Raw genomic sequence first — 13,065 nt, 5'->3', positions numbered from 1 at the left:
CACGGTTGAGGGCAGCCGTCTAGGCCAGCTGTTTACGGCAGCGGGCGCCCTCGGGCCGCCACCCACAGGGCGTACCATTCCTGCCGGGTCATCGCGGCGCCGATCTCCTCGGCCTGGGCGCAGGCTTTGATGCGGTCCGGGTTGCTGGTCCCGACAACCGGCCGGATGGTGGCCGGATGGCGCAGCAGCCAGCCCAGCACCACGGCTTCCTGGGTGCAGCCCTTGTCCCGGGCCAGCTCGGCGACCAGCGCCGCCGTCGCTCCATCCGGGCCGCCCGCTGCCGTCCCTGCGCCGGGGGCGTCCTGCGCGCCGGCGGCCGGTTCCACGGGCCGGCCGCTGTAGCGGCCCCGGGCCAGCGAGCCCCAGGCCTGCAGTTCAACCCGGTGGGCAGCGCAATACTCCAGGGTGCCGTGCGGAAAGCCGACCGCCGACCCTTCCGGATGGTTGACCAGCACGCTTGATTCAAGCCAGTCCCGCCGGTACAGGCTCATTTCCAACTGGTTCGCTGCAAGTGGCTCATCCAGCGCCGCCTGAAGCCACCGCATCTGCTCGCCGGACATGTTCGAGACGCCCAGCCGGCGGACCTTCCCGGCCAGCCGGAGGCGGGTGAAGGCCTCGGCAATCTCTTCAGCCGGGGCCAGCGGATCCGGCCGGTGGATCAGCAGCGTGTCCACGTAATCGGTGTGCAGGCGGCGCAGGCTTTCCTCGGTGCTGCCCACAATGGCCTCGCGCGATGAGTCGTAGTGGCCGGCCAGCCCCGGAGCCGGCAGCCGGATGCCGCATTTGGTTTGCAGCTGGATGGTCTCGCGAAGTTCCGGGCGATCGGCCAGCACCCGGCCGAACGCTGCCTCCGCCTTGCCGTAGGCGTAGATGTCGGCGTGGTCAAATACGCTGATGCCGATGTCCAGCGCCGCGTCCACGGCAGTGTGCGCGGCAGCGACATCGGCTGCTTCCAGCGGGCCGCGCCCCCAGCCACCGCCCAACCCCATGCAGCCGAAAATCAGGCGGGATCCGGCGTCGTCCATTGGCATGTCCCTTCGCTGGGCAGGCTTCCAGAGTACGTCAACACGGCGCCGAAACCGGGGGTTGTGCCGCCCCGCGGACGGCAGTACGGTAACAGTCGCGGGGCGATAGCGTCCCCAGGCAACCACCATCAGGCCGCCTGCGCCACCCGCACCGCCAGGAAGTTACACCATGGCAGTTCCTCCCAGTCCCGACCGAGGTCCAGACCAGCCCTTCGGTCCTTCGGCAGCACCGGTTTCCGCACCCACGGACCGGGACCGTATCCGGGACGGCACGACCACGTCGCAGCCGCGGGTCACGGTGGTGTTCCTCGGGCTGATGCTCGCCGTCCTGCTCGCCGCGCTGGACCAGACCATTGTTTCGACCGCGCTGCCCACGATCGTCGGGGACCTGAACGGGCTGGAGCACATCTCCTGGGTGATCACCGCCTACATCCTGGCCGCCACCATCGGGCTGCCGATCTATGGCAAGCTCGGCGACCTCTTCGGGCGCAAGAGCATCTTCATCTTCGCGATCGCGGTGTTCCTGGGCGGCTCCATGCTCTCCGGCATGGCCCAGAGCATGCCGCAACTGATTGCCTTCCGCGCCATCCAGGGGGTGGGCGGCGGCGGGTTGATGATCGGCGCGCAGGCGATCATCGGAGACCTCGTTTCGCCGCGGGAACGCGGCAAGTACATGGGCCTGATCGGGGCCGCCTTCGGTCTCGCCTCGGTCAGCGGACCGCTGCTGGGCGGATTCATCACCGACCACTGGAACTGGCGCTGGGTCTTCTACATCAACCTGCCGCTCGGAGCGGCGGCGCTGGCGGTCATCACCACCACGCTGCACCTGCACAAACCGGGCGGCCCGCGGCCCAAGCTGGACTACCTGGGTACCTTCCTGCTGGCCGTCGCCAGTGCGGCTGTCATCTTGTTCACCAGCTGGGGCGGGACCACCTATCCGTGGGACAGCCCGGTGATCATCGGGCTCGGCGCGGTCACCGTGGTCGCTTCGGTGTTGTTCGTGCTGGCCGAGCGCCGGGCCGTGGAGCCGGTACTGCCGCTGCGGCTGTTCCGGGACCGGGACTTCACGCTGCCTACCTTGATGGGTGTGTGCGTGGGCATCGCGATGTTCTCGGCGATCGCCTATTTGCCCACGTTCCTGCAGATGGTGAACGGGGCCAGCGCCACCGAGTCCGGCCTGATGATGATTCCGATGACGGTGGGCATGGTGGGAGCCACCACCGCAACCGGGCAGCTGGTGACACGCACCGGCCGCTACAAGATCTTCCCGATCCTCGGCACCGTGCTGATCGCGGCGGGGCTGGTCATGCTCTCGCAGATTTCGGACACCACACCGTACGCGTTCACCGCCGCCGGCATGCTGGTGCTCGGGCTGGGACTGGGCTCCATCATGCAGAACCTGGTGCTAATCGTGCAGAACAGCGTCCGGCGCCGGGACCTGGGCACGGCCACCTCGGCCACCAACTACTTCCGCCAGATCGGCGCAACCTTCGGCATTTCACTCTTCGGAGCTATTTTCATCAGCCGGCTGACCGAGCAATTTTCGGCAGTGCCGCCAGGCATGGTGACGGCGCTTGGCTCAGGCGGCGGCCAACGCTTCGGTTCGCTCGGTCCCGCGGTGCTCGCGTCGCTGCCGGCACCGGCCCAGGAGTTCATCGCGCATGCCTTCGCCCAGGCACTGCCGCCGATCTATCTGTACGCCGTGCCCATCGTGCTGGCCGCCCTGGTCCTTGCCTGCTTCGTCAAGGAGATCCCGCTCTCCGAGGAAGTGGGCACACCCGGCAACCGGGGAGACTAGCCGGAGCAGGTTGGCGCAGGCCGGAGCAGGCCGGAGCTGCCGGCTGGATGCCCGTCCGGCGGCCGGCGGAATGCCCGTCTCGCGGCTTGCTGGACGGCGGCAGCCGGTGCGGCTGTGTAACGTAAAAGCATGACTACGCGAACCATCGGCACGCTGGACGTCGGCAGCATTGGGCTGGGCTGCATGAACCTCAGCCACGCCTACGGGGTACCGCCAACCCGCGCGGACGCGGCAAAACTTCTGCTGCATGCACTGGACTCGGGTGTGCGGCACTTTGACACCGCCGCGCTCTACGGTGCCGCCGCGAACGAGCAACTGGTCGGTGAGGTGCTGGGCCCGCGGCGGGACGAGTATTTCCTGGCCAGCAAATGCGGCATGACCAGCGTGGACGGCCGGCGGGTCATCGACGGACGCCCGGAAACGCTCAAGGCTACCTGCGACGCGGCGCTGCAACGGCTGCGCACCGACCACATTGACCTCTACTATCTGCACCGCTGGGACAAGACCATCCCGATCGAGGAGTCGGTCGGCGCGCTGGCCGAGCTGGTTACCGCCGGAAAGATCGGTGCAATCGGCCTGTCCGAAGTCTCCGCCGCAACCCTGCGCCGGGCGCATGCGGTGCATCCGATCGCCGCCCTGCAGACCGAATACTCGCTCTGGACGCGCAACCCCGAATTGGGCACGCTGGCCGCTTGCGCGGAGCTTGGCACGGCCTTCGTCGCCTTCAGCCCACTGGCGCGCGGGTTCCTCACCGGCACCCTGGGTGACCCATCGGCGCTGCCGGAGAAGGACATCCGCCGCGGCATGCCGCGCTTCCTGCCGGAGAACTACCCGCAGAATCTGGCGCTGCTTGATGGATTCCGTTCCATCGCGGACGACGCCGGCTGCTCACCTGCCCAGCTTGCCCTCGCCTGGGTGATCTCCCGCGGCGAGCATGTCATCGCGCTGCCCGGCACCCGGAGCACCGCCCACTTGGACGAGGACCTGGCCGCCGCGGAGGTGGCGCTGGAGGCCGCCGTGCTGCAGCGGCTGGAGGCGCTGATCAACCAGGGCACCGTCCACGGGCCCCGCTACAACACGGCCGCCCAAGCGGACGTGGACACGGAGGAGTTCGCCGCCGCCTAGCGGGGCGCAAACACTCAAGCCGTGTACTGGCGGAGGAATTGCACGCTGCGCTCCAGCGCCCGCCAGGCCGCCTCCAGATCCAGGTTGAACTGGAACTGGTGCCCCAGCCCGGCAGTTGTTTGCGGGAAGAATTCCTCGACCGGAGTGCCGTTCTTCTGGAGCGCCTTGACCAGCGCCAGTGAGTGCGGCAGCAGCGGGTCGGTATTGCCCGCGGCGACAAACGCCGGCGGGAAGTTGCCGCCCACATGCCGGGCCACGGAGGCCAGGGCAATGTACGGCCGCTCCAGGTAATCCTTGGCCCCGGTGTAGGACCACAGCACGGTGCGCAGGTAGTTCTGGTTCCCGGCTTGGTCCGCCCCCGCCAGCGACAGGTCATAGGCGCCGCAATGCAACAGCACCGCGCGCAGCCGGTCTGGAGTCGTCGGCGAGGCGATGCCCAGCTTGGTGGCGTACTTCGGGTCTGAGACCACCAGCGCCAACTGCGCCGCGATCTGAGCCCCGGCCGAGTCCCCGGCGAGCACCACCCGCTCGGTATCGATGTGCAGCCGCTCGGCATTGTGCTCCAGATAGCGCAGGGCCGCGGCGCTCTGGCGCACCGGCGCCGGGTAGCGCCGCTTGTGCGCCAGCGAATAGTCCACGCCCACCGTGGTGAAGCCATAGGAGGCCAGGATCCGGAGGTAATTGGCGACGTCGTCCTTGGTGCCGGAGATCCAGGCTCCGCCGTGGATCCAAACGATCGTGGGCAAGCGTAGCGAGTCCCGCGCGGCCTCGTCCGGGAAGAACACGTCCAAGTAGGTGTGGCCATGGTTGCTGAGGTACTGCTGGTCCAGGATTTCGCTGACGCCGTCCGGCACATGGCGGGTCATGGCGTGGGCGGTGCGCCGGCCATCCCGCTCGGCCAATACCCGAAGCAACACCGCCAGCGGCCGGGGGCTGAAGCGCAGCCAGAGGACCACGCCGCCGGCAAGGGCGGCCGGGACAGCCGCCATCACCGCAAGGACCATCAGTGCGCGGCGGAAACGGACCTGCATGGCTGCCTCCCGATTGGCGTGGTGAACCAATCGTGAGCCTGCGTTGCGCGCGGGGCAAGCCCCGATTTTGTCTCTCCCGTGTACGGTCCGGAGCGAGCCCGTCAGCTGAGGGCAACCGCCAGGCTGAGCACGCCCAGCACCAAGGCGACGGGCGTCATGGTCCACCGCTCTGGCTTGCTGCGCGAGATGGCGTTCATCAGCACGCCCACAAACAGGTAAGCCGTCCAGACCCAGATCAGCACCGAGGACAGAGTCTCCGGCAGCGCCTCCACTATCTGCGCCCGATCCAGGAGGATGACCGCAAAGAGGGCATAGAGGATGACGGAGACCACGCTGCCGATGCGGAACTTGGCCGGCAGCACGCGGTGGCTGCCTCCCCAGGCGAACCGGCCCAGCGGCAGGCCCGCGGCAAGCAGGATCTGGAAGACGGCCAGCAGGGCGAGGACGCAGCACGCGGCAACGGCCGCAACAGTGATCACGAGGAGCAGTGTAGCCGCGCGAAGCCGCGGCACCCGCCACTCGCGCGGGCTGCAGCGTGTCGCGGTCGGCAGAGGACCGACCGCGCGTCCTTCGGAAGTGACGCCGCTGCCCAGCCGGAGGCGGCTTGGAAAGTCAGCGCGAGGTGACGTCCGTGGTCAGCGGGAGGTGACCTTTCCGGTCAGCGAGGCGATCGGCCGCAGGAAGATCGGCCGGGCCAGGAACCACGCCGCAACCGTCACCGCGAGCGAGGCGGCGAAGATCCAGAAGCCGGCCCAACCGCCGTCGTCCGTTGCTGCATACATGTGGTTGAGGTTGCGCAGGGCGCCGGTGGCCAGCACCAGCGTCACGTGCACCACGACGAAGGCGACGAAGTACACCATCACCGGGAAGTGGATGGCCCGGGCAGCCTCAATCGGGAAGTACTTGTTTACCGCGGCCTTCTTGGGCCAGGCGGCCGAGGTGCGCAGGCCGGAAATGATGGCCAGCGGCGCAGCGATGAAGACGGTGGCGAAGTAGCTCAGCAACTGCAGGGCGTTGTAGTTCACCCAGCCGTTTTCCAGCGGCCAGTCGAGTGAGGCGTACTGCAGGGCGGTGGACAGCGCATTCGGGAAAACGTCCCAACTGGTGGGCACAATCCGCATCCAGTGCCCGGTGGCGAAGATCAGCACCATGAACACGATGCCGTTGAGCACCCACAGCGCATCCAGCGTCAGGTGGAACCAAAGATTCAGCGTGATTTTGGTGGGCTTGTTCTTGGTCTTGACCAGACCCTGGTTGTTGCGCGTCCAGTAGGCCGGCGAGCGCGTGCCGGTGCGCACCTGCAGCCCGGTGCGGATGATCAGCACCAGGAAGAAGAAGTTGAGGAAATGCTGCCAGCCCAGCCAGGCCGGCAGCCCCACCGGGGCCGACTCGGGCAGTTCAGAGGTGCCCGGGTACGTGACCAGGAACTCCTGCACGCCCGGCAGGGTCCGCAGCCATTTAGCCAGCAACACCACCAGCAACAGCACGACGACGGCGCCCGCTACTGCCGCGGTGATCTTCAGCCACGTCTTGCGCGTGCTTCCGGACGGTTTCGTCGAAGTGGACATCGCCAGCTTTTCCTCGTTCCCTCACGTCCCGTACATTCCGGGGTTCGTGATTCAAGGTACCCCGGCCGCGCGCGATCGTGCCACAAGCCCCACCGGTGGCTGGTTGTGGGCTCCCCCATGGCGCTCCGCCAGCCGTTGCGCCACGGGCGTGGAGACCCGAGTTGCCTGCCGCGCGGACCTATGGCGTGCGCGGCGGCATCCAGGCCAAGCAGTACTGCAAGTTGGCGATGACCGTCTGCGCCGCAGCCTCGGCGTCGCCCGCTTCAATGGCATCCGCGAGGTCCTCATGGCCGGCGCGCAGGCACCCGTCAAAGCCGTCGCGCAAACGCTGGGCCATCTTTGCCCCGTGGAACACGTCGCCAAAAGTGGAATACAGCTCATGCAGCAGCGGATTTCCGGAGGCCACGGCCACCGCCTGGTGAAAGGCCCAGTCAGCGGCGATCCAGCCCTCCAGATCCTGCTCGGCCCACGCCTCCCGGCGCCGGGCAAGCATGCCGCGCATCGCCGCTACCGGACCGTTGTTCGGAGCAGGAGTCTCTAGGGCGGCGGTCTGTTCCGATTGCTCCGGCTGCGCTGTGTGCTCCGGCTGCGCTGTGTGTTCCGGCTGCGCCGTGGGTGCTTCCTGCGCCGCCTGCACCGCTTGTGCCGCCAGCCGGGCGGCCTGGGTGTCCAGGGCGAACCGCACCTGCAGTACATCCTCGTCGTCGTACTCGCGGTAGGCACGGCGTGCGGTGCCGCTGATCTCGCTGGTGGCGCGCACATAGGTGCCGTCGCCGCGGCGCACCTCCAACATGCCGGCGTGGGCCAGGGCCTTGACCGCCTCGCGCAATGTGCCGCGGGAGACGCCCAGGCTGGACATCAGTTCCGGCTCCGGTGGGATCCGTCCACCCAGCGGCCATTGCCCCGCCGCGATGGACTCGCGCAGCCGGGCGGTGACTTCTTCCGCCAGCGGCGGCCGGTGCAAGGGGCCCTGCCCTGAAGCCGCGGTCATTTCCGCCCCTCCCGCACCAGGGAACTCACGCCGTACGCCAGCAGCAACTGCAGCACCGCGCCGGCCACCAGCAGCACCAGTGGAACGGTCCAGCTAGCCAGGGCATCGTGCAGCAGGCCCAACCCGAACGGGCCGAGCGCAGCGAAGAGGTAGCCCACAGACTGGGCCAGCGTGGAGAGCGCGGTGGTCTCGGCGGCGTCGGAACCGGTGCGGCTGATCACCAGCATCAGCAGCGGGAAGACACCGAATCCCAATCCGATCAGGATGGCCGGGACCACGGCCAGCTCCGCGGGCAGCACCAGCAGGGCAAGATAGCCGGCCAGCGAGGCCGCGCAGGTGAGCATGAAGGCCCGCCGCAGCAGGCCGGACCGGGCCGCCATCGCCAGCAGCAGGACGACAGCCGGAATGGAGACCACCTGGACCAGCGCCAGCGTCTGCCCCGCCGCCGCCGAGGACATCCCACGGGAGATCAGGATGTACGGGAACCAACCCATCACCGTGTACACCAGCAGGGCCTGGATGGTGAACAACCCGGTGAGCAACAAACCTTTGCGCGTGCGCAGCAGCGGCCACGGCGACAGGTGGGAGCGGGTGCCGGCAGCCGGGCGGCGCCGGCCAACAAACGTCATCGGCAGGAAGACGGCCAGTCCGACGACGGCCAGCAGCGCCCACGCGGCCAGGCCGAGCAGCGGTGACTCCAACTGCAGGGCCAGCGGCACGCTGATGGCGGCGGCCACCGTTGCTCCCACGGACATGGAGATGGTGTAGGCGCCGGTCATCGTCGACGGCCGGTGCGCGAAGTACTTGCGGATGAACGTCGGCATCGCCACGTTGCAGACCGCCAGCCCCGACATGGACACCACCGTGCCCGCCAGCAGGAAGCCGACCGACTCCACGCCGCGCAGCCCCAGTCCTGCGGCCAACAGCGCCAGCGCCAGCGCGATGGCCCGTTCCAACCCCATCCGGCTGCTCAGCCAGGCGGTCGCCGCGCCGGCCAGAGCAAAGCACAGCACCGGGACGGTAGGCAGCAGCGCCGCGACCAGCGGGCCGTAGCCCAACAACTGCTGCAGATCGTGGAACAGCGCCGCCGCACTGGCAATACCCGCCCGCAGGTTCAGCCCGATCAGGACGACGGCGGCCACCGCCGCCGCGGTCAGCCAGCGGCGGCGGGCGGCCGAAACCGGCTCGGGGGCCGGCTCAGGGGCCGGCTTCTGGACTGCGTTCTGAACCATGGCCGGCTCAGGTGCCGCGTCCCTGGCCGGTGCGGGCTCAGGCGCCGCGTCCGGTACCTGCAGTTCCGGGACCAGGGCGTCAGCAAACTCCACCGCTGCGACGTCGCGGACGTCGTCCTTCACGCTCGCGGGAAATTCTGTCTGGGTCCGGTCCAATGTCATCCCTAAACATTAGACGTTTGATGTTTGTCCCGTCGAGCTGACGCTGAAACCGGGCGATCGACAGGGCCTACAGCGCCCCGTCGTTGAAAACCACCCGGCCGCCGATGATGGTGGCCCCCACTGACATATCCTTAATGGCCCCCGGGTCCACTGCCAACAAGTCGTCCGAGAGCACCGCAAAGTCAGCCAACATTCCCCGCTGCAGCCGGCCCTTCGTCTTCTCTTCGCCAGCCGCGTAGGCAGATCCCGCAGTGTAGGCTTCCAGTGCCTGCGCCGGGGTGACGGCTTCGTTCGGTGCCAGTGGCACGCCGTCGGCAGTGAGCCGGTTGACCATGTCGTGGATATTCAACAAAGGCGCGCCGTGCACGACCGGAGAGTCGCTGCTGCCGGGAAGGACTGCTCCGGCCTCGATCAGCGAACCCATCCGATAGCACTGCAGCGACCGGCTCGGACCCAATGCCCGCATCATGCCGTCACCGAGTTCGCTAATGAACCGCCCCTGAGGCACTGCGGTCACCCCTAGCTCCACCAGCCGGGCCACCTGCGCGTCGCTGGCCACGGCAAAGTGCTCTATCCGGTGGCGAGGATCGTGCCGGGGGTACTGGGCTTGGGCCATCTCGAAAGCATCCAGCGCTGCGTCGACAGCGGCATCACCGATGGCATGGGCGGCGACAGACCAGCCAGCGCGGTGCGCTTGAGTGATCAGGAGCCGAACCTCGTCCTCTTCGAACTGGAGGAAGCCGCGGTTGTCGCCGTCGTCGTGGTAGCAGCAGGACATGTACGCCGATCGGCCGATCAAAGAACCGTCGGTGGCAATCTTCGTCGGCCCGAGGCGGACGTAGTCGTCGCCAAATCCCGTCCGGACGCCTAGGTCCAGGCCGCGCCACGTCGACTCCCCCTCCAACGCGCCGATGTCCCGCAGCACGGTGATGTACGGCATTAGCGTCATCCGGACGTCGAGTACTCCTTCATCGCGTGCCCGCTGGAAGGCGTACAAGTCGATGGTGCTGTTGCCGATGTGGTCGATGGCCCCGATGCCGGGTTCGGTGGCGCTGGTGAGGCCCTCCGAGACACCAACCTCGGAGCCAGCCTTGATGTAATCCACGATTTCGTCTGTACCTATGGGCCGAAACGCGTCCGTGACCAGTCGCTGTGCGGTCTCCTGCAACAGCCCGACGGCCCGACCCGACGGGTCGCGCTCTACGGCACCGCCCGCGACGTCGGGGACTCCATACCTTTCGGAGAAACCGGCCAGCCGGAAAGCCTCGGAGTTGGCCACGCCCATGTGCGCGGAAACGTGCTCAAGCCAGACCGGGTGGCCCGCCGAGACCTTGTCCAGCATCTCGGCCGTGGGATGGGCGCCGATCTTGTTCTGGTCGTATCCCGATCCTTTGATCCACGTTCCGGGTGGCAGATCGCGGGCAAATAGCTCGACGGCGGCGTACAGGTCATCCAGGCTGCCCACCACGTGCGCGCGCAGATCCAACGACCGGAGTCGACGCCCCCGCATGCTCAGGTGCTGGTGCGCGTCGTTGAAGCCCGGCACCGCGTGCGCGCCGCCTAGATCGTAGCGCTCAAGGGCTGTACAGCCCTCCAGTTCCGCATCAAACCCCACGATTCTTCCGCCGAACACACCCATACGGGTCGCAGCGGGGCGCTGCGGATCTAACGTGCGGAATCGGCCGTTCTCGAAAATTGCATCGAGCTGCATAGAAGTCAGTCCTCTTCAGACGTAGGTGCTATAGGTATTGAAGGCGGCCGTGTTCACGCCCGGGCCATGGCCTCCGCAGCCGGAATATCCTCCGCCTGGGTCCGTTTCGAGAGGGCAAACACGCAAGCTGCAGTGACCAGCAGCAGCACCATGTAGTAGCCCACGACGGCCCAGGGCGAACCGCCGGAGAGATTCAGCAACCACTGCGCCACCAATGGTGTCGACCCACCGATGATCGATGAACACACCTGGTACGCCACCGAGACGCCGGTGTAGCGCAGCGGCGCCGGGAAGGACGCTGCCAGCAACCCGGCCAACATCGCGTAGTACGACGCCCCGGTGATCACTGACAGGCTCAGGCCCAGCCCGATCAGCACGGGATCCCGCGTCATGATCAGCAGAAACATCGGGACTGCCACCACGACATTGCCCAGTAGTGCCACCATCATCAGGCGAGTGCGGCCAATCCGGCTGGACACCCACGCAGCAACCGGCTGCCACGCGAACTGCAGGATTGAGATGACGAGCATGACATTGAGCATGGTTTGGCGGGGTACTTCAAGTTCCGTGGTGGTCCAGGACAGCACGAAGGTGTTGCTGAAGTAGGCCGCGGAGATGCCCATAATCGAAGCGCCGATGCCAAGGAACACCTGGACGCGTGCCGTGCGGAAGACCTCAACCACAGGGACTTTGACGACCGCATCGGCCTTCTTCGAGCGGGTGAATTCCTCGGACTCTTCGAGCTTCACCCGGATCACGAGGGCGACAATGACCAGCACCGCCGACAGCAGGAACGGCACCCGCCACCCCCACCCCAGGAAGGCTTCTTCGGGTAGGCGTCCGACCAGCAAGAACATCACACTGGCCAGCACAGCGCCCGCGGGAGAGCCCTGCTGCACCCACATCCCGGCGGTTCCCTTGCGCCCCTTGGCAGCGCTCTCGGTGGCGAGCACCACGGCGCCGCCCCATTCACCGCCGACAGCCAGTCCTTGCACTGCTCGCAGCAGGACCAACAACAGCGGGGCCGCCACACCGATCGAGGCGTAGGTTGGCAGCAAGCCGATGCAGGTGGTTGCAATACCCATCAGCAGCAGCGTGATCACCAGGGTGTTCTTGCGGCCGATACGGTCACCGATGTGGCCGAAGACCAGTCCGCCGATGGGCCGGGCCAGGAACCCGACCCAGAACGTGGCAAATGAAGCCAGCAGTCCGGTCGCCGGGTCCGCATCCGGATAGAACAGCCTGCCGAAAACAAGGGCCGCCGCCGTGCCGAAGATGTAGAAGTCATACCACTCAATGGCGGTGCCGACGAACGCGCCGACCGTGGCTTTGCGTCCCCGGGCCGCTGCGGTGACCGCTGTGTTGCTGGTGCTCATGTGATCCTCATATTCGTTCTGTGATGACCCGCACGATGCGTTTCATCGCGGTCCATTGTGCCCACCCCCACAGCTATGCTGTCTAATACTTATTTTCTTTACTCGCTATTCATCTAGCGCATAGCCCTGAGGAGGCTCCGTGGAACTGCGGGCCCTGCGTCATTTCATCGCCGTGGCCGAAACCGGCTCGCTGTCCGCAGCAGCCCACAAGGTCCACATCAGCCAGCCGTCGCTATCACGGCAGCTGTCCGCCCTGGAGCGGGAGCTGGGCAGGGAACTCTTCGAGCGCAGCGCACAGGGAATGGCACTCAACGCGGCCGGACGGTACTTCCTGCCTATAGCGACGGATCTCTGCAATCGCGCGGAGACCGGACTGAACATGATGCGGGCGCACGGAGGAGCACCGGCGCAGCTCTCCGTGGCTTGCCCCTCGGCCACCGTCACGCATGTCATTGCACCTTTCCTCGCGGCGACGGGAGCCCCGATTGGGGACGCTTTGATCCGGGACCCCGCTGACGTTTACTCCGCATTGCGGCACGGCGACGCGGACATGGCGGTCACCACAGCATTGCCGCCCGCGTCACTGGAGCGCATGCTGCTGCACGAGACACCGGTGAATGTCCAGATGCCAACGGACCATCCACTCGCAGCCCTATCCCAGATCGACGTCGTCGACGCTGCCCGCCACGGGCTCATCCTGATGGGACGGCGCAGCGCCGTACGGGCAGCGACCGATGCGGCTTTCCGCCGCGCGGGCGTCCTGCTCACTGATTTCGCCGAGCCTGAGTCATCCAGCATGGCCCAGGCGATGGCGGCCGCAGGGCGCGGGGCATGTTTGGTGCTCGACGACCCGAACTACGGACTGGCATCGCGCCCCCTGACCTGCGAGGGCGAGGTAGTGACCAGCCCGATCTACGGAGGCTGGGACAGGATGCACTATGCGCACCGGGAAATCCGGGACGTCATGCTGGGCATCCAGGAGTGGCTGCGTGACCGCCACCCGGTTCCGCCGGTGCACAACGTGTAGGGCTGGGCTGGTCCTTCTG

At 67.2% G+C, this 13,065-nt stretch carries 11 protein-coding genes; 3 read left to right on the top strand and 8 right to left on the bottom strand.

Annotated features, from left to right (window positions below; translation table 11 throughout):
• Window positions 1–32: 32 nt before the first annotated feature.
• Window positions 33–1,025, bottom strand: a complete 993-nt coding sequence (locus tag E4J89_RS11715) for an aldo/keto reductase (RefSeq protein ID WP_136786321.1) — start codon at window positions 1,023–1,025, stop codon at window positions 33–35.
• Window positions 1,026–1,194: 169 nt separating this feature from the next.
• Here E4J89_RS11715 and E4J89_RS11710 point away from each other — a divergent pair, with 169 nt between their 5' ends.
• Complete coding sequence (locus E4J89_RS11710; RefSeq protein ID WP_136786320.1) at window positions 1,195–2,823, top strand: MDR family MFS transporter; 1,629 nt, start codon at window positions 1,195–1,197, stop codon at window positions 2,821–2,823.
• Window positions 2,824–2,952: 129 nt separating this feature from the next.
• The gene (locus E4J89_RS11705; protein WP_136786319.1) at window positions 2,953–3,948 is read left to right on the top strand and encodes an aldo/keto reductase; all 996 of its coding nucleotides are present in this window, start codon (window positions 2,953–2,955) and stop codon (window positions 3,946–3,948) included.
• 14 nt (window positions 3,949–3,962) lie between these two features.
• Here the strand turns inward: E4J89_RS11705 and E4J89_RS11700 are convergent, their stop codons facing one another.
• The 7 genes from E4J89_RS11700 to E4J89_RS11670 all read right to left on the bottom strand — a co-directional run bounded on the left by E4J89_RS11700 (window position 3,963) and on the right by E4J89_RS11670 (window position 12,019).
• A complete protein-coding gene (locus tag E4J89_RS11700; protein WP_136786318.1) occupies window positions 3,963–4,979 on the bottom strand; it encodes an alpha/beta hydrolase in 1,017 nt (338 codons plus the stop codon).
• Window positions 4,980–5,080: 101 nt separating this feature from the next.
• Window positions 5,081–5,458 (bottom strand): hypothetical protein, encoded by a 378-nt coding sequence (locus tag E4J89_RS11695; protein ID WP_136786317.1) that lies wholly within the window; start codon window positions 5,456–5,458, stop codon window positions 5,081–5,083.
• Between the two features lie 156 nt (window positions 5,459–5,614).
• Window positions 5,615–6,547: a cytochrome b/b6 domain-containing protein gene (locus E4J89_RS11690; protein WP_136786316.1), complete on the bottom strand. Its 933-nt coding sequence runs from the start codon at window positions 6,545–6,547 to the stop codon at window positions 5,615–5,617.
• A 178-nt stretch (window positions 6,548–6,725) separates the two neighbouring features.
• Window positions 6,726–7,538, bottom strand: coding sequence for an FCD domain-containing protein (locus tag E4J89_RS11685; RefSeq protein WP_136786315.1), 813 nt, complete (start codon window positions 7,536–7,538; stop codon window positions 6,726–6,728).
• Complete coding sequence (locus E4J89_RS11680; RefSeq protein WP_240691865.1) at window positions 7,535–8,932, bottom strand: MFS transporter; 1,398 nt, start codon at window positions 8,930–8,932, stop codon at window positions 7,535–7,537. The genes E4J89_RS11685 and E4J89_RS11680 overlap by 4 nt, the downstream gene beginning before the upstream one ends.
• 67 nt (window positions 8,933–8,999) lie before the next feature.
• Complete coding sequence (locus tag E4J89_RS11675) at window positions 9,000–10,547, bottom strand: amidohydrolase (protein WP_240691864.1); 1,548 nt, start codon at window positions 10,545–10,547, stop codon at window positions 9,000–9,002.
• 149 nt (window positions 10,548–10,696) lie between these two features.
• A complete protein-coding gene (locus E4J89_RS11670; protein WP_136786313.1) occupies window positions 10,697–12,019 on the bottom strand; it encodes an MFS transporter in 1,323 nt (440 codons plus the stop codon).
• Window positions 12,020–12,158: 139 nt separating this feature from the next.
• Between E4J89_RS11670 and E4J89_RS11665 the strand changes: the two genes are divergently transcribed.
• On the top strand, window positions 12,159–13,046 hold the full coding sequence (locus E4J89_RS11665; protein ID WP_136786312.1) for a LysR family transcriptional regulator: 888 nt from the start codon (window positions 12,159–12,161) through the stop codon (window positions 13,044–13,046).
• Window positions 13,047–13,065 lie beyond the last annotated feature (19 nt).

The sequence above is a fragment of the Arthrobacter sp. CAU 1506 genome (assembly GCF_005047635.1).
GTDB lineage: Bacteria > Actinomycetota > Actinomycetes > Actinomycetales > Micrococcaceae > Crystallibacter.
Note: the sequence above shows the minus strand (reverse complement) of the source record. Positions and strands in the feature narration are given on the sequence as shown.